At 62.7% G+C, this 22,160-nt stretch carries 16 protein-coding genes and 1 pseudogene; 16 read left to right on the forward strand and 1 reads right to left on the reverse strand.

All coding sequences use genetic code 11. The features are described 5' to 3' along the window. Positions 1-3 precede the first annotated feature (3 nt). The 15 genes and pseudogenes from BN1079_RS07640 to BN1079_RS07710 form a co-directional block, all read left to right on the forward strand. Positions 4-1,605: an ATP-binding protein gene (locus BN1079_RS07640; RefSeq protein WP_037026697.1), complete on the forward strand. Its 1,602-nt coding sequence runs from the start codon at positions 4-6 to the stop codon at positions 1,603-1,605. A 192-nt stretch (positions 1,606-1,797) separates the two neighbouring features. Further along, complete coding sequence (locus BN1079_RS07645; protein WP_037023433.1) at positions 1,798-2,637, forward strand: bifunctional allantoicase/(S)-ureidoglycine aminohydrolase; 840 nt, start codon at positions 1,798-1,800, stop codon at positions 2,635-2,637. Between the two features lie 316 nt (positions 2,638-2,953). Then, a complete protein-coding gene (locus BN1079_RS07650; RefSeq protein WP_037023435.1) occupies positions 2,954-4,309 on the forward strand; it encodes an 8-oxoguanine deaminase in 1,356 nt (451 codons plus the stop codon). A gap of 301 nt (positions 4,310-4,610) precedes the next feature. Beyond that, the gene (locus BN1079_RS07655) at positions 4,611-5,399 is read left to right on the forward strand and encodes an outer membrane protein OmpK (RefSeq protein WP_037023438.1); all 789 of its coding nucleotides are present in this window, start codon (positions 4,611-4,613) and stop codon (positions 5,397-5,399) included. Between the two features lie 127 nt (positions 5,400-5,526). Continuing rightward, positions 5,527-6,207: a TetR/AcrR family transcriptional regulator gene (locus tag BN1079_RS07660; protein ID WP_037023440.1), complete on the forward strand. Its 681-nt coding sequence runs from the start codon at positions 5,527-5,529 to the stop codon at positions 6,205-6,207. A gap of 305 nt (positions 6,208-6,512) precedes the next feature. Continuing rightward, positions 6,513-8,063, forward strand: a complete 1,551-nt coding sequence (locus BN1079_RS07665; protein ID WP_037023442.1) for an ABC transporter ATP-binding protein — start codon at positions 6,513-6,515, stop codon at positions 8,061-8,063. Positions 8,064-8,074: 11 nt separating this feature from the next. Next, on the forward strand, positions 8,075-9,178 hold the full coding sequence (locus BN1079_RS07670) for an ABC transporter permease (protein ID WP_037023444.1): 1,104 nt from the start codon (positions 8,075-8,077) through the stop codon (positions 9,176-9,178). Between the two features lie 46 nt (positions 9,179-9,224). Beyond that, positions 9,225-10,151, forward strand: a complete 927-nt coding sequence (locus tag BN1079_RS07675; RefSeq protein ID WP_037023446.1) for an ABC transporter permease — start codon at positions 9,225-9,227, stop codon at positions 10,149-10,151. Between the two features lie 221 nt (positions 10,152-10,372). Then, positions 10,373-11,455, forward strand: coding sequence for a BMP family ABC transporter substrate-binding protein (locus BN1079_RS07680; RefSeq protein ID WP_037023449.1), 1,083 nt, complete (start codon positions 10,373-10,375; stop codon positions 11,453-11,455). A gap of 77 nt (positions 11,456-11,532) precedes the next feature. After that, positions 11,533-12,507, forward strand: coding sequence for a 2-oxoglutarate and iron-dependent oxygenase domain-containing protein (locus BN1079_RS07685; protein ID WP_037023451.1), 975 nt, complete (start codon positions 11,533-11,535; stop codon positions 12,505-12,507). 166 nt (positions 12,508-12,673) lie between these two features. After that, positions 12,674-14,128 (forward strand): xanthine dehydrogenase small subunit, encoded by a 1,455-nt coding sequence (gene xdhA / locus BN1079_RS07690; protein ID WP_037023454.1) that lies wholly within the window; start codon positions 12,674-12,676, stop codon positions 14,126-14,128. Continuing rightward, entirely contained in the window at positions 14,121-16,517 is a 2,397-nt protein-coding gene (xdhB, locus tag BN1079_RS07695; protein WP_037023457.1) for a xanthine dehydrogenase molybdopterin binding subunit, read from the forward strand. Before xdhA ends, xdhB begins: the two co-directional genes overlap by 8 nt. Before the next feature lie 95 nt (positions 16,518-16,612). Further along, on the forward strand, positions 16,613-17,461 hold the full coding sequence (xdhC, locus tag BN1079_RS07700; RefSeq protein WP_037023458.1) for a xanthine dehydrogenase accessory protein XdhC: 849 nt from the start codon (positions 16,613-16,615) through the stop codon (positions 17,459-17,461). Positions 17,462-17,586: 125 nt separating this feature from the next. Beyond that, positions 17,587-18,894 carry a guanine deaminase gene (gene guaD, locus BN1079_RS07705; RefSeq protein ID WP_037023460.1) on the forward strand — a complete coding sequence of 436 codons (1,308 nt, stop codon included), beginning with the start codon at positions 17,587-17,589 and terminating at the stop codon, positions 18,892-18,894. Between the two features lie 240 nt (positions 18,895-19,134). Then, positions 19,135-19,280 (forward strand): annotated as a pseudogene (locus BN1079_RS07710) (guanine deaminase); the annotation flags it as partial. 238 nt (positions 19,281-19,518) lie between these two features. Here the strand turns inward: BN1079_RS07710 and BN1079_RS07715 are convergent. After that, positions 19,519-20,274, reverse strand: coding sequence for a GntR family transcriptional regulator (locus BN1079_RS07715; RefSeq protein WP_037026698.1), 756 nt, complete (start codon positions 20,272-20,274; stop codon positions 19,519-19,521). 367 nt (positions 20,275-20,641) lie between these two features. Between BN1079_RS07715 and BN1079_RS07720 the strand changes: the two genes are divergently transcribed. Then, the gene (locus BN1079_RS07720) at positions 20,642-21,988 is read left to right on the forward strand and encodes an NCS2 family permease (protein WP_037026700.1); all 1,347 of its coding nucleotides are present in this window, start codon (positions 20,642-20,644) and stop codon (positions 21,986-21,988) included. Positions 21,989-22,160 lie beyond the last annotated feature (172 nt).

Here is a 22,160-nt window from a genome sequence, read left to right on the forward strand (position 1 = left end):
GGCATGCACGCCGTCGTCTGTCATAACCTCGATGAAGTGTTGAAGCAGGCGCAGAACAATGCCGACGCGGTACTCATCGCCGAAGAAGGCCTCTTCGGGGAAAACCTCGACTCGCTGGCCAGCTGGGTGGCGCGACAGCCGCCCTGGTCCGATTTCCCTTTTGTGATACTGACCAGCAAACATCAGCAACCGGCAGTCGTCACCTGGCGTAAGCGCATGGTGGCGGCACTGCGTAACGTCTCACTGCTCGAACGCCCGGTGCAGGGCATCACCCTGACCAGTGCCTTGCAAGCGGCGGTGCGCGGACGCCTGCGTCAGTACGAGGTGCGCGCCCTGGTACAGGCGCGCGAGCAAGCTGCTCAGGAACTCGAAGCCTTGGTGATCGAGCGCACCAGCGAACTGGAAAAGACCAACCTCGAGTTACGCACGCAGATTGCCGAACGCGCCCGTATCGAGGAAACCCTGCGTCAGGCGCAAAAGATCGAAGCCCTTGGCCAGCTCACCGGCGGCGTCGCGCATGACTTCAACAACCTGCTGATGGTCATTTCCGGCGGGCTCGACATGCTCGATCGGCATGACGACCCGGCCCGCCGCCAACGCCTGATGAACGGCATGCGCCAGGCTACACAGCGCGGTGCTGCCCTGACCCGTCAACTCCTGGCGTTTTCCCGCCGGCAGTCACTGGCGCCCGAAACGGTGGACCTGGCCCAGCGCATCAGGCAAATGCACGAGCTACTCGAGCGTAGCCTTCGTGGCGATATTCACGTGCAGATGCAGTTTGCTGCGGATCTGTGGCCGGTCGAGGTCGACCCCGGCGAACTGGAGCTGGTGATCCTCAACCTCGCCGTAAATGCCCGTGATGCCATGCCTGAAGGCGGCTCCATTCTGTTCCAGGCGGCCAACGCACCGAACGAGCAGGTACTGGGCCGCGAAGGTGATTTTGTCCGCTTGACGGTGACCGACTCGGGGCCTGGCATTCCGGACGAGCTGCGCGAACGGGTGTTCGATCCCTTCTTCACCACCAAGGAAGTTGGCAAAGGTTCGGGGCTGGGACTGGCTCAGGTCTACGGTTTCGCCCGACAGTCCGGCGGTACGGTATGGATCGACGGACAATGCGAGCGCGGTACCAGCGTGGTCATGTTGCTGCCACGTTCACAACAGGTCCCGGCCCAGCTGCCCAGCGAGCGCAGCCCTGTGGAGGCCCCTCGGCAGAAAGCGGCCGGCCATATTCTGCTGGTCGATGACGACGAAAAAGTTGCTGCAACGGTTGCCCAGATGCTCGAGCACCTTGGCTATCAGGTAAGCCGTTGCGCCAGTGCTGCCGCGGCTCTGGAATGGCTGGCCAGCGGGGGTCGGGCAAACCTCGTCTTCTCCGATGTAATGATGCCTGGAGGGATGAACGGCGTGGATCTCGCGCGCGAAATCCGTCTACGACAATTCGGCGTTCCCGTACTGCTCACCAGCGGCTACGCCGAGGCGGTGAAATCGACCGCGCAAGCTCAGGGCGTAAGCATCCTGGCCAAGCCTTATTACCTTGAAGAACTGGCCGAGGCATTGATAGGGGCCATGCAGCGCAACGCGCCGACAAGCCTTCCCTCAGCCTGACCCGGCCATCGCGAGGCGCAGAAGCGCCGATGATCGCTTCAGCTTCAGATTGGATACAATCTATGGATGCAATCAGCAATTCTGTATACAATACATCAGCAGCTCCTCTAACAGCCGCTCCAAAACGCCAGTCAGACATCATGCGATCTGGCCCAAGGACGACCGGCAACAACAACCGATGACGGGAGTTATATGGCAAACACCAAATACTATGCCCCCACGGGCGGGCATCCGGCGCAGACCGAACTGCTGACCGACCGCGCAATGTTCACCGAGGCCTATGCCGTCATTCCCAAGGGCGTGATGCGTGACATCGTCACCAGCCATCTGCCGTTCTGGGACAGCATGCGCATGTGGGTCCTGTCCCGTCCGCTGTCCGGCTTCTCCGAGACCTTCTCCCAGTACATCGTGGAGCTGGCTGACGGCGGCGGCAGCGACAAGCCCGAGCAGGACAAGAATGCCGAGGCGGTGCTGTTCGTCGTAGAAGGCGAGTTCACCCTGACCCTCAACGGCAGCACCCATGAACTGCGCCCCGGCAGCTATGCCTTCATCCCCCCAGCTTCGGAGTGGAAGGTGCGCAACAACAGCGGCCAGGTCGCCCGCTTCCACTGGATCCGCAAGTACTACCAGGCCGTCGAAGGGCTGGCGCATCCGGAAGCCTTCGTCACCAACGAGCAGGACATCGAGCCGATTCCGATGCCGGGCACCAACGGCGCCTGGGTCACTACCCGCTTCGTCGACATGAGCGACATGCGCCACGACATGCATGTCAACATCGTGACCTTCGAGCCGGGCGGCGTGATTCCCTTCGCCGAAACCCACGTGATGGAACACGGCCTGTATGTGCTGGAAGGCAAGGCGGTGTATCGCCTGAACCAGGACTGGGTTGAAGTGGAAGCCGGCGACTATATGTGGCTGCGCGCTTTCTGCCCGCAGGCCTGCTATTCCGGTGGCCCCGGCAAGTTCCGTTACTTGCTGTACAAGGATGTGAATCGTCATATGGATCTGGGCAAGTACAACCACCGCTCGTAACGAACCACTTCAGCCGCCCCACTCCGAGGCGGCTGAAACTACATACGCTTTCTTCAGGGGTGACAGCGCCGCGCCGAAGTCGTATGTTGCCCCTCGCGAGAACGCCCCTGGATCAGCAGACAGGGCATAACTGAGCTGGCTTTTCTGAACCCAACATTTCAGGACACTTCTGAAAACGTAGGCGAGGCAGCCAGCGCAAGGCGAATCAGGCGAAAAAGCGCAGTTTACAAGTTGTAAATGAGCATTTTGAGCCTGCTTTCAACGCAGCGAAGGCAACGCAGCCAGTTTTCAACGGGTCCTTCAGGAGGAGCCGGCAATGGCTGTCACCCGCACTTGGATTAAAACTCCCCTCGCCATCTTCACTGCCAATGATCAGGACGCTTCCGGCGGGCTGGTTATCGAAAACGGCGTGATTACCGAACTGCTCGCTGCCGGCCAGGCGCCCGCCTCGCCCGTCGACAGCACCTTCGACGCCCGCGAGCACGTGGTGCTGCCGGGGCTGATCAACACCCATCATCATTTCTACCAGACCCTTACCCGCGCCTGGGGCCCGGTGGTCAACCAGCCGCTGTTTCCCTGGTTGAAGACGCTGTATCCGGTCTGGGCACGGCTGACGCCGGAAAAGCTCGAACTGGCGAGCAAGGTCGCGCTGGCCGAGCTGCTGCTGTCGGGCTGCACCACCGCCGCTGATCACCACTACCTGTTCCCGCAAGGGCTGGAAGAAGCCATCGACGTGCAGGTTCACGCCGTGCGCGAACTGGGCATGCGCGCCATGCTCACCCGCGGCTCCATGAGCCTTGGCGAGGCCGATGGCGGCCTGCCGCCGCAACAGACGGTGCAGGAAGCCGAAGTGATCCTGACTGACAGTGAGCGCCTGATCGGCCGCTACCATGAACGCGGCGCCGGCGCGCAGATTCAGATAGCCCTGGCGCCCTGCTCGCCCTTCTCGGTCACCCCGGAAATCATGCGCGCCAGCGCTGCCATGGCCGAACGGCTGGATGTGCGTCTGCACACCCACCTGGCGGAAACCCTCGATGAGGAAGACTTCTGCCTGCAGCGCTTCGGCCTGCGCACCGTGGATTACCTCGACAGCGTCGGCTGGCTGTCCGACCGCACCTGGCTGGCCCACGGCATCCACTTCAACGAAGACGAGATCGCCCGCCTCGGCCAGGCCGGCACCGGCATTACCCATTGCCCAAGCTCCAACATGCGTCTGGCCTCCGGCATCTGCCCGACGCTGGAGCTGGAAGCCGCCGGCGCGCCCATCGGTCTGGGCGTGGATGGCTCGGCTTCCAACGATGCCTCCAACATGATTCTCGAAGCTCGTCAGGCACTTTATCTGCAGCGTCTGCGCTACGGCGCGGAGAAGATCACCCCGGAGCTGGCGCTGGGCTGGGCCACCAAAGGTTCGGCCAAGCTGCTTGGGCGCGACGACCTCGGCCAGCTGGCAGTCGGCATGCAAGCCGACCTGGCGTTGTTCAAACTGGACGAGCTGCGCTTTTCCGGCAGCCATGACCCACTCTCGGCAATGCTGCTCTGCGGCGCTGATCGGGCCGACCGCGTGATGATCGGCGGACGCTGGCAGGTGATCGATGGCCAGATCGAAGGTCTGGATGTGGCCGGCCTGATCGCCGATCACCGTCAGGCAGCGGCGCAGTTGATCGCCGGCTGAAGCACCCGTGGGAGGAAGGCGCATTCTGTGTGCCTTCCTCCTGTGCACCGCCGCAGCACCGACCTGCGCCAGCGCACCGCAACGGCGCGCCGCAGATGGGAAAGTCTGATCAACTGGTCAGCTTGCCGGGCTCGGGCGGAGCTTAAAGCAGCCTCCACAATCATAAATATGTTCTTACTTTCAATGATTTAGCAATGGATAAATGAGCCGACGAGAAGCTGGCTCATCCTTTGCTAAGCATCCTTGCCTGACCGCTCGGCCAACTTTTCCAAGGCGGCGGACACACCTCAAGGAGAGATCAATGAAAGTAAGCCCTACCCTGGCTGGCCTTGCCACCGGCCTGTTGTTTGCCGGCCAGACCCTGGCGTCCCCGATGCTGTGGCAGGACAACAGCCTGACCTATCTGTACGGCAAGAATTTCGCCGTCGATGCTGGTGAAATTCAGCAGACCATCACCTTCGAGCATGCCAGCGGCTGGACCTGGGGCGACATGTTCCTGTTCGTCGACAACAAGTGGTACAACGGCATCTCTGGCAGCGACGGTCACACCTACTACGGCGAGTTCAGCCCGCGCCTGTCGCTGGGCAAGATCACCGGCAAGGACCTGTCGTTTGGCCCGGTGACCGATGTACTGCTGTCCGCCACCTACGAGCGTGGCGAAGGTCGCAACCGCAACTACCTGCTCGGCCCCGCGGTCGACCTCAAGGTGCCCGGCTTCGACCGGATGTCCATCAATACCTACTACCGCAAACCCGACGGCATCACTGGCCAACCCGGTGGCCAGTGGCAGATCACTCCAACCTGGGCTATTACCATTCCGGTAGGCAAGTCGGACATCCTCTTCGACGGTTTCATCGACTGGGTGGTCAATGACGCCGGTTCCAAGTCCCGAGGCGATTACATCGCCAAAAACCTGCATATCAACCCGCAGGTGAAGTACGACCTGGGCAAGGCGCTGGACTACACCCCCGGCAAGCTCTATGTGGGTATCGAGTACGACTACTGGTCGAACAAGTACGGTATCGAAGACAGCAGCGCCTTCAACACCGACAACAACGTGACCAACTTCATCGTCAAGGCGCATTTCTGAGTCGAGAAAAGCGCCGATCCAACGAGCGTGACGGGCGAAGCCTGTTGAAGTCGACCGCCATGCCCGTTGGGCTGGCGGTTTTTTCACATTGACGGGCCGGCCCTGCCGGTTCTGGGAGCAAGGACCGATGAGCCACAGCAACGCTTACGCGCCGCTCTACAATGCCGATGGCAAACCCACCGGGCGCATTCGCCAGAAGAATGAGGAAATTATCCTCACTGCTGCAGCCGAGGAATTCGCCCGCTACGGTTTCAAAGGCACCAGCATGAATGCCATCGCACAGCGCGCCGGCCTGCCCAAGGCGAACCTGCACTACTACTTCGCCAGCAAGCTTGGTCTCTACGTCGAGGTAATGCGGCACATGCTCGAACTCTGGGATACGGCGTTCGATGACGTGACGGTGGAAGACGATCCGGCGGCGGCGCTGGCGCGCTACATCCGGCTGAAGATGGAATTTTCCCGGCGCCACCCGCAGGCCTCGAAGATCTTCGCGATGGAGGTCATCAGCGGTTGCGAGTGTCTGTCTGAGCATTTCAATCAGGACTACCGCAGCTGGTTCCAGGGCCGTGCCGCAGTGTTCGGGGCATGGATCGCCGCCGGCAAAATGGACCCGGTCGACCCGATGCACCTGATCTTCCTCATCTGGGCGGGCACCCAGCACTACGCCGACTTCTCCGACCAGATCCTGCGCATCAACGGCAAGCGCATGACCAAGGTCGAATTCGCCCAGGCAAGCGATAACCTGGTGCGGATCATCCTCAAAGGGTGCGGGCTGAAGCCCCCAGCAAATTCTGCTCACCCCAGCTAGCACTGCCTCCCTTCGTCCTGCACACGTGCGCTGACCCGCTGCAAATGCCGTGGCGCGCCACTGAAAAAGCCATCTGACGGCGCGCCAAGCGAAAACCTACTCCTTTCCATGCCCCACAGACGGCACCTTCTCAGTGCACCGTCCTCAGCGCAGCGCGCCTTCATGCACCACTACACCGCAGCGCGCGCCCGTCGCATGCGCAAGCCTTGGCAGACAAAGGCGGGAAAGGCGGATTCCCAGGGTATTCCTGACCAAGTGGCCAGATTTTTGCTACCTCACGGGCAACCTACCGATGAGCGATTGCCATGGCCACACCCTCTCCTCATACCCGTCTTGCATTGCGCGGCATCACCAAGCGCTACGCCGGAACCGTCGCCAACGATGGCATCGACCTGACCATCGCCCCTGGCGAAATACACGCGCTGCTCGGCGAGAACGGTGCGGGCAAGAGCACGCTGATGAAGATCATCTTCGGTGTGGTCCAGCCCGATGCCGGGCGCATCATCTGGGAAGGACGGCCGGTGCAGATGCGCGACCCGGCCCAGGCCCGCGAGCGCGGCGTAGGCATGGTGTTTCAGCACTTCTCGCTGTTCGAAACGCTTTCGGTAGCGGAGAACATCGCCCTGGCACTGGGCGCCGGCGCCGGCACGCCAAAGCAGCTGGAGCCGCGCATCCGCGAGGTTTCCCAGCGCTACGGCATGCCGCTCGAGCCGCAGCGCCTGGTGCACAGCCTTTCCATCGGTGAGCGTCAGCGGGTGGAGATCGTGCGGTGCCTGATGCAGGACATCCGCCTGCTGATTCTCGACGAACCCACCTCGGTGCTGACCCCTCAGGAGGCCGACGAGCTGTTCGCGGTGCTGCGCCGCCTCGCGGACGAGGGCTGCAGCGTGCTGTTCATCAGCCACAAGCTGAACGAAGTCCGTGCTCTGTGCCAGAAGGCCACAGTGCTGCGTGCGGGCAAGGTGTCCGGCACCTGCGTGCCCAGCCAGTGCAGTGACCTTGAACTGGCGCAGCTGATGGTGGGGGACGCCGAAGGCCTGGAAGCCCGATACGACAAAGCCGAGGGCGGTACGCCCTTCCTACAGGTCGAGGGCTTGTCCTGGCGCAATGCCGATCCGTTTGGCGTTTCGCTCGAGAATCTCAATCTTGAGGTGCGAGCCGGCGAGATTGTCGGCATCGCCGGGGTGGCCGGCAACGGGCAGGACGAGCTGCTGGCGCTGCTCTCGGGCGAACGCACCCTGCAGGGGCACGACGCCGAGCGCATCCGCTTTCTCGGCGAGCCGGTAGCGAACCTGCGCCCTGACGCGCGCCGTCGGCTCGGATTGGCCTTCGTGCCCGCCGAACGCCTCGGCCATGGCGCGGTGCCCGACATGAGCCTGGCCAACAATGGCTTGCTCACCGCCTATCAGCAGCCGGGCATGCTTCGTGGCCGCCTAATCCAGCGCAGCCGCGTGGAAGCCTTCGCAGCGGACGTGATCCGCCGTTTCGCAGTGAAAACCCCAGGTACCGCGGCAGCCGCGGCCAGCCTTTCCGGCGGCAACCTGCAGAAATTCATCCTGGGCCGCGAAATTCTGCAGCAACCCCGGCTGCTGGTGGCGGCGCACCCCACATGGGGCGTGGATGTCGGCGCGGCGGCGGCCATTCACCGGGCGCTGATCGAGCTGCGTGACGCGGGCGCGGCGATCTTGGTGATTTCTGAAGACCTGGACGAGCTGTTCCAAATCAGTGACCGCCTCGCTGCGCTCTGTGACGGTCGGCTCTCGCCGCAGCACCGGACCGAGGCCTGTGCCGCCAGCGATGTTGGCCGCTGGATGGCTGGCCAGTTCGATGCCCCCTCCCTTTCCACCGCTGCCTGACGAGCCTCGCCATGCTGTTCACACTGAAACCTCGCGGGGCCGAGTCCCGCGCAATGCTCTGGCTTTCGCCAGTACTCGCCGCGCTGCTGACGCTGATCAGCGGCGCCATGCTCTTCGCCCTGCTCGGCCATCCGCCACTGCAAACGCTGAAGGTGCTGCTGATCGACCCGGTCAGCGACCTCTACGGGCTGTCCGAGCTGATGGTCAAAGCCCTGCCCATCCTGCTGTGCGCCTTGGGGCTGGCGGTGGTCTACCACGCCCGCATCTGGAACATCGGCGCCGAAGGCCAGCTGCTGGTCGGCGCTCTGGCCGGCAGTGCACTGGCGATCAACCTGATCGACTGGGATTCTCGTCTGGCACTGCTGCTGGTCCTGGGCGCAGGCATTCTAGGCGGCGCCGCCTGGGCCGGCCTCTGTGCATGGCTGAAAACGGCCTTCAATGCCAACGAAATCCTCACCAGCATCATGCTCAACTACATCGCGTTGAACCTGCTGCTGTTCGCCGTACATGGCCCGCTGAAGGATCCGGAAGGCTACAACTTCCCCGAGTCGGCGATGTTCGGCGATGCTAGCCGCCTGCCGGAGCTGCTCGAGGGGCTGCGCGTGCATGCCGGCTTCTGGTTCGCGCTGCTGGCACTGGTAGCCGTCTGGGTACTGCTGCAGCGTAGCTTCCTGGGCTTCCAGATCAAGGTGCTCGGCCTGGACCGCCGCGCCGCCGGCCTGGTCGGCTTTCGCGAGCGCCGGCTGGTCTGGGTCGCGCTGCTGATCAGCGGTGGCCTGGCCGGGCTCGCCGGCGTAGCGGAAGTTACCGGCCCTATCGGCCAACTGGTGCCGCAGATATCACCGGGCTATGGCTATGCGGCGATCACCGTCGCCTTCCTGGGGCGCCTGCACCCGGTCGGCATCCTCTTTGCCAGCCTGTTGATGGCGCTGCTCTACCTGGGCGGGGAGAACGCGCAGATGGCTGCCAACCTGCCGCAGTCCATCACCATGTTGTTCCAAGGCATGGTGCTGTTCTTCCTGCTGGCCTGCGACGTGCTGATTTACTACCGGCCACATCTGGCGCGCCGCGCGAAGCCAGGCGTGGCAAGCCTCAAGCCGTCGGCGCAGCCATGAGCGCTTCTTCTTCCAGCACCCGAATGACAGCCAAGGATCCCCGCTGATGGACATCGATCTGCTCACCAACATCTTCTACGCCATGATCCGTACCGGCACGCCGCTGCTGCTGGTCGCGCTCGGCGAGCTGGTCTGCGAGAAGACCGGCGTACTCAACCTCGGCCAGGAAGGCATGATGCTGTTCGGCGCGGTGATCGGCTTCATCGTCGCCTACGCCACCGGCAACCTCTGGCTGGGCGTGCTGCTGGCCTGCCTGGCCGGCGTGCTGCTTTCGCTGCTGTTCGCCTTCGTCGCCCTGGGGCTGGCGGCCAATCAGGTCGCTACCGGGTTGGCGTTGACCATTTTCGGGGTTGGCCTGTCGTCCTTCATCGGCTCCACCTGGGTCGGCAAGCCGCTGGCCGGTTTCGAGCCCATCGCCATCCCGTTGCTGGCGGATATCCCGATCATTGGTCGCATGCTGTTCGCCCAGGACCTGCTGGTCTACCTGTCGTTCGCGCTGTTCGCCGCGATTGCCTGGGTGCTGCTGAAAAGCCGCATCGGCCTGATCATCCAGGCCGTCGGCGAAAACCCGAGCGCCGCCAGCGCCATGGGTTTGCCAGTGATGCGCGTGCGCACCCTGGCGGTGATGTTCGGTGGCGCCATGGCCGGCCTGGCCGGTGGCTACCTGTCGCTGGCCTACACGCCGATGTGGGCGGAAAACATGACAGCCGGGCGCGGCTGGATCGCCCTGGCGCTGGTGGTATTCGCCAGCTGGCGGGTCTGCCGTGTATTGCTTGGCGCCTATCTGTTCGGACTCGCCAGCATCCTGCATCTGGTGGTCCAGGGCGTCGGCCTGGCGATTCCCGGCAACCTGCTGGCAATGCTGCCTTATGTCGCAACCATCCTGGTGCTGGTGCTGCTGTCGCGCGACGCCATCCGCACCCGCCTGTACGCGCCGGTGTCGCTGGGGCAGCCCTGGAAAGCCGGCCATTGAGCAGGTCCGCCAATACAAGCGCGATCACGTTCGACGAACTGCACTGTCACGGAGCATTCGCCGCCCAGCACGCACCAGTCGCGCCCCGGTTTTCCGGGCGCGCGGCTCGCGCCCTCAGGTTTCTAGCGTTGCCCAAGGCGAACTGTCCACTTGGTCAGCTTTTTGCACTTTCCGCCCCAGCCATACGGGCTTTTCGCATCACGACAAAAGGAGCTTCACCCATGCAAGTCAAGAGAAGGAAACCCCTACTGCGTACCCTGGCCGCAGCCATCGGCCTGACCACCGCGTTCTGCGCTTCTGCGGCCGATCCGCTGAAGGTCGGATTCGTCTACATCGGCCCAATCGGCGATCACGGCTGGACCTACCAACACGAGCAGGGCCGCCAGTACCTGGTGGACAAGCTCGGCGACAAGGTGCAGACCAGCTTCGTCGAGAACGTGGCCGAAGGCGCCGACTCTGAGCGCGTGATCCGCAACATGGCCAAGGGTGGCTACGATCTGATCTTCACCACATCCTTCGGTTACATGAACCCCACGCTGAAGGTCGCCAAGCAGCACCCGAAGGTCACTTTCGAGCATGCCACGGGTTACAAGCAGGCCGACAACGTCGGCACCTATCTTTCCCGCTCGTACGAGGGCCGCTACGTCGGTGGCTTCCTCGCCGCAAAAATGACCAAGACCAAGAAGGTCGGCTACATCGCCTCCTTCCCGATTCCGGAAGTGATCCGCGACATCAACGCGATCCAGCTGGCCTTGGACAAGTACAACCCTGGCACCGAAATCAAGGTCGTCTGGGTCAACACCTGGTTCGATCCGGGCAAGGAAGCCGACGCTGCCAACGCGCTGATCGATCAGGGTGTCGACGTGGTATTCCAGCACACCGACAGCCCGGCCCCCATCCAGGCCGCTGAGCGCCGAGGTGTCTACTCCATCGGTTACGCCTCGGACATGCAGCACTTCGGGCCCAAGGCCGTGCTGACCTCCATCGTCAACGACTGGGGCCCGCACTACGTGAAGGCTGCCGAAGCCGTCGCCGCCGGCACCTGGAAGTCCGAGGATTTCTGGGGTGGCCTGGCCGAGGACAGCATCAGCCTGCCGATCAGCGACCTGGTGCCCGCTGAAGTCAAGAGCGAAGCCGAGGAAATCATCGCCAGCATTCGCAGCGGTGCCTTCCACCCCTTCACCGGCCCAATCAAGGACCAGTCCGGTCAGGTGCGCATCGCCGAAGGCCAGACCGCGACCATCAAGGACTTGGCGTCGATGAACTTCTACGTCGAAGGCGTGAAGGCCGAGTTGCCGAAGTAACAAAAGCGCTGGAAGTCGGATAGCGCACCGCGGGCCTCGCATGGGCCACGGCTTCCAGTCATCGAATGAGATCACAGATGAATCAATTACCCATCATCGACATTTCCCCGCTTTACTCGGGCCACGAGCACGCGCATCTGGAGGTCGCCCGGCAGATCGACAGCGCCTGCCGCGAATGGGGCTTCTTCTATATCGAAGGGCACCCCATCAGCGCAGCGCGCGTCGCCAAGCTGAGCGACCATGCCCGGCGCTTCTTCGCGTTGCCGGCCGAGCAAAAGCTGGAGATCGACATCACCCGCAGCCGGCATCACCGCGGCTACGGCGCCATTGCCACCGAGCAGCTGGACCCGCAGCAGCCGGCCGACCTCAAGGAAACCTTCGACATGGGCTTCCATATGAGCGCCGAACATCCGGACGTTCTCGCCGGCAAGCCCTTGCGAGGCCCCAATCGGCACCCGCCGCAAATTCCCGGCTGGGCCGAGCTAATGGAAGGCCATTACCGCGACATGCATGACCTGGCCAGCACGCTGCTGCGTGCCATTGCACTGGCCCTAGGCATCGAGCGGGATTTTTTTGATCGCTGTTTCGCCGAGCCTATCAGCGTGTTCCGCATGATCCATTACCCGCCACGGCTGACGGCAACCCGACCCGATCAGCAGGGTGCCGGCGCGCATACCGACTACGGTTGCATCACCCTGCTGCATCAGGATCAGGCCGGTGGCCTGCAAGTGCAGAACGTGCGTGGCGAGTGGATCGACGCACCGCCTATCGAGGGCACCTTCGTGGTCAACATCGGCGACATGATGGCGCGCTGGAGCAACGACCGCTACAAGTCCACCCCGCACCGCGTCATCAGCCCGCTGGGCGTGGATCGCTACTCCATGCCGTTCTTCGCCGAACCGCATCCGGATACCGTCATCAGCTGCCTGCCCGGCTGCCACGACGCAAGCAACCCGCCTAAGTATCCGGCAACCACCTGCGAGGCCTACATGCTGTCGCGCTTTGCCGAAACCTACGCCTACCGCCGCGAAGCCGACGCCAAGGCGACCTGAACAGGCTTTACTTATTACACATGCCCTTGCCGACGGAGCGCTGGGGTCCGTCGGCGAATACGCTTGTCGGCGCCCCTGACTTTTGAGTCAGCTATTTCTTGACCATAAAGTCAAATACCGCTAGCTTCTGACGTCAGAGCCCAGAACAAGAATCCCAGGAGGCCCCGTGATCCAGTTCCTACTGAATCGAGAGCTGCGCAGCGAGCAGAATCTCGACCCCAACACCACGGTACTGCAGTACCTGCGCGAGCACCGTGGCAAGACCGGTACCAAAGAAGGTTGTGCCTCCGGCGACTGCGGTGCCTGCACCGTGGTGGTAGGCGAACTGGTTGGCGACCGGCTGCGCTATCGCACCCTGAACTCCTGCCTGACCTTCGTCTCCGCACTGCACGGCAAGCAGCTGATCGCCGTCGAAGACCTGAAAGATCGCGGCCAGCTGCACAGCGTCCAGCAGGCGATGGTTGACTGCCACGGCTCGCAATGCGGTTTCTGCACGCCGGGCTTCGTCATGAGCCTGTTCGCCCTGCAAAAAAATCGCGCCGCCAGCGCCGTCCAGGAATACGATCCCGCCCAGACCCACGAAGCCCTGGCTGGCAACCTCTGCCGCTGCACCGGCTACCGGCCGATTCTCGAAGCCGCCGAACAGGCCTGTGGCGACAAGCAGCCGGATCAGTTCGACGCCCGCGAAGCGGAAACCATCGCCCAGTTGAAAGCCATCACGCCGCGTGAAACCGCCGAGCTGAACGACGGCATCAAACGCTGCCTGTCGCCGCTGACAGTGGCCGATCTTGCCGATATCTACATTGCCAACCCAGACGCCCGCCTGCTGGCCGGTGGCACCGACCTGGCCTTGGAAGTCACCCAGTTCCACCGCGAATTGCCGATGATGATTTACGTCGGCCAGATCGCCGAGATGAAGAAAGTAGAAGTCAGCGACAGCCACATCGAGCTCGGTGCCGCCGCCGCGCTGACCGACTGCTACGAAGCACTGGCCGCCGAATACCCCGACTTCGGCGAGCTGCTGCACCGCTTCGCCTCCCTGCAGATCCGCAACCAGGGCACCCTGGGCGGCAACATCGGCAACGCCTCGCCCATCGGCGACTCGCCGCCGCTGCTGATCGCACTTGGTGCCGAGCTGGTGCTGCGCAAGGGCGAACGCAGCCGCACCCTGCCCCTGCAGGATTACTTCATCGATTACAAGGTCACCGCCCGCGAGCCCGGCGAGTTCATCGAGAAAGTCCTGGTCCCACGCGCGCAACCGGATCAGGTGTTCCGCGCCTACAAGGTGTCCAAGCGACTGGACGACGATATCTCCGCGGTGTGTGCAGCCTTCGACCTGCGTGTTGCCAACGGCACCATCCAGCAGGCGCGCGTCGCCTTTGGCGGCATGGCCGCCATCCCCAAGCGGGCGGCCGCCTGCGAGGCCGCCCTGGTGGGCAAGGCCTTCACGCTGGAAACGGCCGAACGCGCCTGCGAGGCCCTGGCCGATGACTTCACGCCATTGACCGACTTCCGCGCCAGCCGCGAATACCGCCTGCTGGTTGCACAGAACCTGCTGCGCAAGTGCTTCCTGGAGCAGCACGCGCCGAAAACCGAAACGAGGGTGACCGCTTATGTCTAACCACAGCCTTGCCAAGACCCAGGACGAAATCGCCGCCCTGTTCACGCAGGACCTGGTCACCGGCGTCGGTCGCAGCGTCAAGCACGACAGCGCGGACAAGCATGTGTCCGGCGAAGCGGTCTACGTCGACGACCGTCTGGAATTTCCCAACCAACTGCACGTTTACGCCCGTATGAGCGACCGCGCCCATGCCCGTATTGTCAGCATCGATACCTCGCCGTGCTACCAAATTCCCGGCGTGGCCATCGCCATCACGGCCAAGGACGTACCCGGCCAGCTGGACATCGGTGCCGTCATGCCCGGCGACCCGCTGCTGGCAGACGGCAAGGTGGAGTTCGTTGGCCAGCCGGTGATCGCCGTCGCCGCCGACAGCCTGGAAACCGCCCGCAAGGCGGCGATGGCCGCGATCATCGAATACGAGGATCTGGAGCCGGTACTCGACGTGGTCGAGGCGCTGCGCAAGCAGCATTTCGTGCTCGACAGCCACACCCACAAGCGCGGCGACTCCGCCGGCGCGCTGGCGACGGCACCGCGCCGCCTGCAGGGCACGCTGCATATCGGTGGCCAGGAACACTTCTACCTGGAAACCCAGATCAGCTCGGTAATGCCCACCGAAGACGGCGGCATGATCGTTTACACCTCCACGCAGAACCCCACCGAGGTGCAGAAGCTGGTGGCCGAGGTGCTGGGCGTTTCGATGAACAAGATCGTCATCGACATGCGCCGCATGGGCGGTGGTTTCGGCGGCAAGGAAACCCAGGCCGCGGGCCCGGCCTGCATGTGCGCGGTGATCGCGCATCTGACCGGCCGGCCGACCAAGATGCGCCTGCCGCGCATGGAAGACATGACCATGACCGGCAAGCGCCACCCCTTTTACGTCGAATACGACGTGGGCTTCGATGACGACGGCATGCTCCATGGCATTCAGATCGACCTGGCCGGCAACTGCGGCTATTCGCCGGACCTGTCAGGCTCCATCGTCGACCGCGCCATGTTCCACTCCGACAATGCCTATTACCTGGGCGACGTCACCATCAACGGCCATCGCTGCAAGACCAACACCGCTTCCAACACCGCCTACCGCGGTTTCGGCGGCCCACAGGGCATGGTTGCCATCGAAGAGATCATGGACGCCATCGCCCGCGAGCTGGGCAAGGACCCGCTGGAGATCCGCAAGCGCAACTACTACGGCAAGACCGAGTGCAACGTCACGCCGTACTATCAGACCGTGGAGCACAACATGCTCGCCGAGATGACTGCCGAACTGGAGGCCAGCAGCGAGTACGCCCGCCGCCGCGAAGAAATCCGCGCGTTCAACGCCAGCAGCCCGATTCTGAAGAAGGGCCTGTCGCTGACGCCGGTTAAGTTCGGCATCAGCTTCACCGCCAGCTTCCTGAACCAGGCCGGTGCGCTGGTGCACGTCTATACCGACGGCAGCATCCACCTCAACCACGGCGGCACCGAGATGGGCCAGGGCTTGAACATCAAGGTTGCCCAAGTGGTGGCCGAGGTGTTCCAAGTGGATATCGAACGCATCCAGATCACCGCCACCAACACCGACAAGGTACCCAACACCTCGCCGACTGCGGCGTCCAGCGGCACCGACCTCAACGGCAAGGCAGCGCAGAATGCGGCGCTGACCATCAAACAGCGTTTGATCGAATTCGCTGCCCGGCACTACAACGTCACCGAAGAAGACGTGCAGTTCAAGAATGGTCAGGTGCGTATCCGCGATCGCTTTATCACCTTCGAGGAGCTGATCCAGCAAGCCTACTTCGGCCAGGTGTCGCTGTCGTCCACCGGCTTCTACCGTACGCCGAAGATCTACTACGACCGCGATCAGGCGCGCGGCCGGCCCTTCTACTACTACGCCTACGGCGCAGCCTGCTCGGAAGTGCTGGTTGACACCCTAACCGGCGAATACCGCATGCTGCGCAGCGACATCCTGCATGACGTCGGCGCCTCGCTGAACCCGGCCATCGACATCGGCCAGGTCGAGGGCGGCTTCGTCCAGGGCATGGGCTGGCTGACCATGGAAGAGCTGGTGTGGAACGACAAGGGCAAGCTGATGACCAGCGGCCCGGCCAGCTACAAGGTGCCGGCGGTGGCCGACATGCCCCTGGATCTGCGGGTCAAGCTGGTGGAGAACCGCAAGAACCCCGAGGACACGGTGTTCCACTCCAAGGCCGTGGGCGAGCCGCCGTTCATGCTCGGCATCTCGGTGTGGTGTGCGATCAAGGATGCCGTGGCCAGCCTCGCTGACTACAAGGTGCAGCCGAAGATCGACGCGCCGGCGACACCGGAGCGCGTGCTTTGGGGCGTCGAGCAGATGCGCAAGCTGAAACAACAGGCCGCTGCGCCTACAGCAACAGAAACGACACCGGCCTGACGTAGGGTGGACAACGCTCCGCTTGTGCACCATTGGCGCAACACGAACGTATTGGTGGAAGACGCTTCACGGTCTTCCAGCTGCGAGGACTGAACATGAGCAACACGGTCTGGATCAACGCACTCGCCGAGCTGCAACAGCAAGGCGAACCCTGCGTGCTGGTGACCATCATCGAGGAACGTGGCTCGACGCCGCGTAATGCCGGCTCGAAGATGGTCGTCAGCCGCGAGCGCCTGTACGACACCATCGGCGGCGGCCACCTGGAATACAAGGCGCAGGCCATCGCTCGCGAGATGTTGGAGAACCGCGTGCGCGAAACCCGCCTGGAGCGCTTCTCCCTCGGCGCCAGCCTGGGTCAATGCTGCGGTGGCGCCACGGTGCTGCTGTTCGAGCCCATGGGCCAGCCCCAGGCGCACATCGCCGTATTCGGCGCCGGTCACGTCGGCCGCGCGCTGGTGCCCCTGCTGGCCAGCCTGCCGTGCAAGGTGCGCTGGATCGATTCGCGGGATAACGAATTCCCCGAGCAGATTCCCGCTGGCGTGGAAAAGGTGGTCAATGATGATGTGGTCGATGAAGTGGATAACATGCCAGCCGGCAGCTACTTCATCGTGATGACGCATAATCACCAGCTGGATCTGGAGCTCACCGCGGCGATCCTCGAACGCAACGATTTCACCTACTACGGCCTGATCGGCTCGCAGAGCAAGCGCGCCAAGTTCGAGCATCGCCTGCGCGACCGCGGCTTCAAGCCGGAAACCGTGCAACGCATGCGCTGCCCCATGGGCATCGCCGAAGTGAAGGGCAAACTGCCGGTGGAAATTGCGGTTTCCATTGCCGGCGAGGTGATCGCCACCTATAACGCCAACTTCGGTGAGAAGAGCGCCGACGGCGAAAAGCCGGTACCGATGCTGGTGCCTGCCTCGCGTCGCTCGCAGGCCAGCTGATCACCCGGCCATTCTCCTTCCTGTGGGAGGCGTGCCCTCGCGGCGAAACGGGCTGAAAAGCTCGCCCCGAGGTCGGGCCTCCCACAGTGCTGCACCGCACTCATACAACGATTCCGAGAACTGTCATGCCCCAAGCCAAAGCCTTCCGTGCCGCCCTGCTCCACAGCCTTGCCGACCCTCGCGAGGTGGGCATCGAGGCGTCCTACGAATACTTCGAAGACGGCCTGCTGGTCGTCGAGGACGGCAAGGTCGCGCAGATCGGCGCGGCGGCCGAGCTGCTGGCCAGCCTGCCGGCGGGCACCGAGGTGACCGAGTACCCGGACGCGCTGATCACGCCCGGTTTCATCGATACCCATATCCACTATCCGCAGACCGGCATGATCGCCTCCTATGGCGAGCAGCTGCTGGACTGGCTCAATACCTACACCTTCCCCACCGAGCGCGCCTTCGGCGACGCAGCGCACGCCGGCGAAGTCGCCGAGGTGTTCCTCAAGGAACTGCTTCGCAACGGCACCACTACCGCGCTGGTGTTCGGCAGCGTGCACAAGGAATCGGTGGACGCCTTCTTCGAAGCCTGCGAAAAGCGCAACCTGCGGATGATCGCCGGCAAGGTACTGATGGACCGCAACGCGCCGGGCTACCTGACCGACACCGCCGAATCCGGCTACGCCGACAGCAAGGCGCTGATCGAGCGCTGGCACGGCAAGGGCCGCCTGCATTACGCCGTCACCCCACGCTTTGCGCCGACCAGCACGCCCGAGCAGCTGACCCTGGCCGGCAAGCTGTTTCAGGAATACCCGGACCTCTACATGCACACGCACCTGTCGGAGAACCGCCAGGAGATCGAATGGGTGCGCGAGCTGTTCCCCGAGCGCAAGGGCTACTTGGACGTCTACGACCACCACGGCCTGATCGGCGCACGCTCGGTATTCGCCCACGGCGTGCACCTGTGTGACGACGAATGCCAGCGCCTGGGCGAAACCGGTTCGGCGGTGGCCTTCTGCCCGACGTCCAACCTGTTCCTGGGCAGCGGTCTGTTCGACCTGGAAAAAGTGGAAGGCTATGGTGTGCGGGTTGGCCTGGGCACCGACGTCGGCGCGGGCACCAGTTTTTCCCAGCTGCAGTCGCTGAACGAGGCGTACAAGGTGATGCAGCTGCAGGGCAAGAAGCTCGACCCGTTCAAGTCGCTGTACCTGGCCACCCTGGGCGGCGCCCGCGCGCTCTACCTGGACGACCGGATCGGCAACCTGCAGCCGGGCAAGGAAGCGGACTTCGTGGTGCTTGATTACAAGGCGACGCCGCTGATCGACTTCCGCCTGAGCCAGGCTACGACGCTGGAAGAAAAACTCTTCGCGCTGACGATCCTCGGCGACGACCGTGCGGTGAAGGAAACCTACGCCGCCGGCGTTTCGGTGCACAGGAAGGAAGCGTAACGTCACAGCTTCGTGGGAGCGGGCCATGCCCGCGAAGCATGGCATAACCAGGGTTTTCGCGAGCATGGCTCGCTCCCACAGGTCCTGGGTCATTCCAGATCAAACACTCGGACTTAACCCCGACGTACTTTGACCGTACCTACGCTTCGCATGGGAACCCAGCGATCTCGCCTGGATACGCCCAGCTATAACCTGAGCAAACATCCGCGTGGATGGCTTCGGCCATCCACCCTACGGTGCTACAAGGCCACGTTGCTGACCGACTACCGCCTGAGCATCGCCACGACGCTAGCGGAAAAACTCTTCGCACTGACCATCCTCGGCGACGACCGCGCGGTGAAGGAAACCTACGCGGCGGCGTTTCGGTGCACAGGAAGGAAGCGTAACGTCACCGCTTCGTGGGAGCGGGCCATGCCCGCGAAGCTTGCCAAAACCAGGTTTTCGCGAGCATGACTCGCTCCCACAGGTCTTGGGTCATTCCTGATCGCACACTCGGACTCAACCCCGACGTACTTTGACCGTTCCTACGCTTCGTATGGGAACCCAGCGACTTTGGCGGGATACGCCCAGCTATAGCCTGAACAAACATCCGCGTGGATGGCTTCGGCCATCCACCCTACGGCGTCAGCGCTTTTTCGCGCTCTTTCCATTCTTGCCCAAGATGTGGGAAAACACCGCGTGCAGGTCGCGCGAGGCGCTGTCTTCGTCGAGGTCGAGCTTGCTGTCGACGTGGTCCATGTGATGCATCATCAGACTTACCGCCTTGTCACTGTCACGGGCGGCGATGGCGTCAATCAGCTGGTTGTGTTCATCGTAAGAACAATGGGAGCGGTTGCTGCTTTCATATTGGGCGATGATCAGTGAGGTCTGGGAGACCAGGCTGCGCTGGAAACTTACCAGAGGTGCATTCTTCGCGGTCTCTGCCAGTTTCAGGTGAAACTCGCCGGACAGTCGGATGCCGGCGCCACGATCGCCACGGGCAAAGCAGTCCTGCTCGTCCTGCACCATCTGCCGCAACTCGGCCAGTTGCTCATCTGTGGCGTGCTGCACCGCCAATTCGGTGATCGCACGCTCTACCAGGCGCCGTGCAAAAAAGACCTGCCGAGCCTCCTCAACGCTTGGACATGCGACCACCGCACCACGATTCGGTCGCAGCAACACCACCCCCTCATGGGCCAACCGTGACAATGCGCGGCGAATGATGGTGCGACTGACTCCGAAGATTTCCCCCAAGGCTTCTTCGCTGAGCTTGGTGCTTGGCGCCAGACGTTGCTCGAGGATGGCGTCGAAGATGTGGGCGTAGACGATGTCGTCCTGCGTCCCAGTACGCACCTTGCCATTGCGGGACGGCTTTTTCAGAGGCTGCAGCTGTTCGTTCATGATGGCTCGCATCGGAGGTTTCGGCACAGCGAACTGTACTTGGTTTCGCTATCTGACTGGAGTAGCCATTGGTTATAGACGCAATATTTCGCCAAGAATTGTGTACAAACCGTTGCTTAGCTAAGCAATTAAAGCGCGCTTTCCCGTGAATTTCCTGCACTTCAGATGACCATGCGTCGTAATGACGCAGTTATTTGATGCTTCGCCACAAAACGCAGTTGCATTTCTTGTATACAAAAGCATAATCGGGCCAGGCCATCCTGACCTCGAAGTCAAAAATGAGGCAGCCTGAGCCCTTAACCGTCACCTGCCTCGAGAGTTGTCCCGACTCTGGGTGATCGACAACAAGAACGATGAGGAACATCCCTTGGAAAGCACCAAGCAGGAACAACAGGCCCTTGCCGTGCAGCCGGACAAACCCGGACTGCTCGATCGATTCTTCAAACTAAGCGAACACCGCACCAGCGTTAGAACGGAACTGCTCGCCGGCCTGACGACATTCGTCACCATGGCCTACATCATCTTCGTCAACCCGAACATCATGGCCGCCGCCGGTATCGACCACGGCGCTGCCTTCGTCGCGACCTGCGTCGGCGCCGCGCTGGGCTGCATGCTCATGGGGCTGTACGCCAACTGGCCGGTCGGTCTGGCGCCCGGCATGGGGTTGAACGCCTTCTTCACCTATACAGTCGTTGGTGAAATGGGCTACAGCTGGGAGGTCGCGCTGGGCGCGGTGTTCCTCTCGGGCATCCTGTTCATGATCATGAGCCTGTCGCGGCTACGCGAATGGCTGCTCAACAGCATTCCCATGAGCCTGCGCTTTGCCATGGGCGCCGGGGTCGGGTTATTCCTCGGGCTGATCGGTCTGAAAACCGCCGGCATCGTCGTCGACAATCCGGCCACGCTGCTGTCCATGGGCTCCTTCGGTGAACCCAATGCACTGCTGGCGGCGATCTGCTTCCTGATGATTGCCGTGCTCAGCCATCGCAACGTGTTCGGCGCCATTCTGGTAAGCATGCTCGTCGTTACCGGCATCGGCCTGGCCATGGGACTGGTGGAATACAACGGCATGGTATCGATGCCGCCGAGCCTGGCACCCACCTTTCTTGCCATGGACGTCGCCGGCGCCTTCAACGTGGCGATGATCAGCGTCATCCTGGCCTTCCTCTTCGTCAACATGTTCGACACCGCCGGCACCCTGATGGGCGTCGCACACCGCGCGAACCTGGTGGATGAGGATGGCAAGATCCAGAACCTTTCCCGCGCTCTGAAAGCCGACAGTACCTCGAGCGTGGTCGGTGCCTTCGTCGGCTGCCCGCCCGTGACCAGCTACGTGGAAAGTGCTTCGGGTGTGGCCGCCGGTGGCCGTACCGGCCTCACCGCCATCACCGTCGGCGTGCTGTTCCTCGCTGCCATGTTCTTCGCCCCACTGGCCGGGATGATCCCCGCCTACGCCACCGCCGGCGCCTTGATCTATGTAGCGATGCTGATGATGAGCGGCATGGCGCATATCGACTGGAAGGACCACACCGATACCATCCCCGCCATCGTCACCGTGGTGATGATGCCGCTGACCTTCTCTATCGCCAACGGCATCGCGCTGGGCTTCCTGACCTACGCGACGCTGAAACTGCTGACCGGCCAGGCCAGCAAGGTGTCGGTCAGCCTCTATGTGCTGTGCATCGTGTTCATCGCCAAGTTCGCCTTTCTATAAATAGATAGCAGGCGGCCACTCAAAGCCCCCGATGCGTATGCCTCGGGGGCTTCTTTGTGGGCGCACCGGACGCGAAGCCTTCTAGCCGGCGGCATCAGGATCAGACGCCATACCGATCCTATACGGGGCACACCTCAACAAGGCCGTCTTTCTCCAGGCAAAAAAACACCCG

This window comes from Pseudomonas saudiphocaensis (assembly GCF_000756775.1).
Lineage (GTDB): Bacteria > Pseudomonadota > Gammaproteobacteria > Pseudomonadales > Pseudomonadaceae > Stutzerimonas > Stutzerimonas saudiphocaensis.

What these genes read in the sequence shown, in the direction of transcription:
- BN1079_RS07715 (WP_037026698.1), bottom strand. Translation starts at nt 20,274, where the DNA reads ATGAACGAACAGCTGCAGCCTCTGAAAAAGCCGTCCCGCAATGGCAAG.
- xdhB (WP_037023457.1), top strand. Translation starts at nt 14,121, where the DNA reads ATGTCTAACCACAGCCTTGCCAAGACCCAGGACGAAATCGCCGCCCTG.
- xdhC (WP_037023458.1), top strand. Translation starts at nt 16,613, where the DNA reads ATGAGCAACACGGTCTGGATCAACGCACTCGCCGAGCTGCAACAGCAA.
- BN1079_RS07655 (WP_037023438.1), top strand. Translation starts at nt 4,611, where the DNA reads ATGAAAGTAAGCCCTACCCTGGCTGGCCTTGCCACCGGCCTGTTGTTT.
- BN1079_RS07660 (WP_037023440.1), top strand. Translation starts at nt 5,527, where the DNA reads ATGAGCCACAGCAACGCTTACGCGCCGCTCTACAATGCCGATGGCAAA.
- BN1079_RS07640 (WP_037026697.1), top strand. Translation starts at nt 4, where the DNA reads ATGCACGCCGTCGTCTGTCATAACCTCGATGAAGTGTTGAAGCAGGCG.
- BN1079_RS07680 (WP_037023449.1), top strand. Translation starts at nt 10,373, where the DNA reads ATGCAAGTCAAGAGAAGGAAACCCCTACTGCGTACCCTGGCCGCAGCC.
- BN1079_RS07645 (WP_037023433.1), top strand. Translation starts at nt 1,798, where the DNA reads ATGGCAAACACCAAATACTATGCCCCCACGGGCGGGCATCCGGCGCAG.
- BN1079_RS07685 (WP_037023451.1), top strand. Translation starts at nt 11,533, where the DNA reads ATGAATCAATTACCCATCATCGACATTTCCCCGCTTTACTCGGGCCAC.
- BN1079_RS07650 (WP_037023435.1), top strand. Translation starts at nt 2,954, where the DNA reads ATGGCTGTCACCCGCACTTGGATTAAAACTCCCCTCGCCATCTTCACT.
- guaD (WP_037023460.1), top strand. Translation starts at nt 17,587, where the DNA reads ATGCCCCAAGCCAAAGCCTTCCGTGCCGCCCTGCTCCACAGCCTTGCC.
- BN1079_RS07670 (WP_037023444.1), top strand. Translation starts at nt 8,075, where the DNA reads ATGCTGTTCACACTGAAACCTCGCGGGGCCGAGTCCCGCGCAATGCTC.
- BN1079_RS07675 (WP_037023446.1), top strand. Translation starts at nt 9,225, where the DNA reads ATGGACATCGATCTGCTCACCAACATCTTCTACGCCATGATCCGTACC.
- BN1079_RS07665 (WP_037023442.1), top strand. Translation starts at nt 6,513, where the DNA reads ATGGCCACACCCTCTCCTCATACCCGTCTTGCATTGCGCGGCATCACC.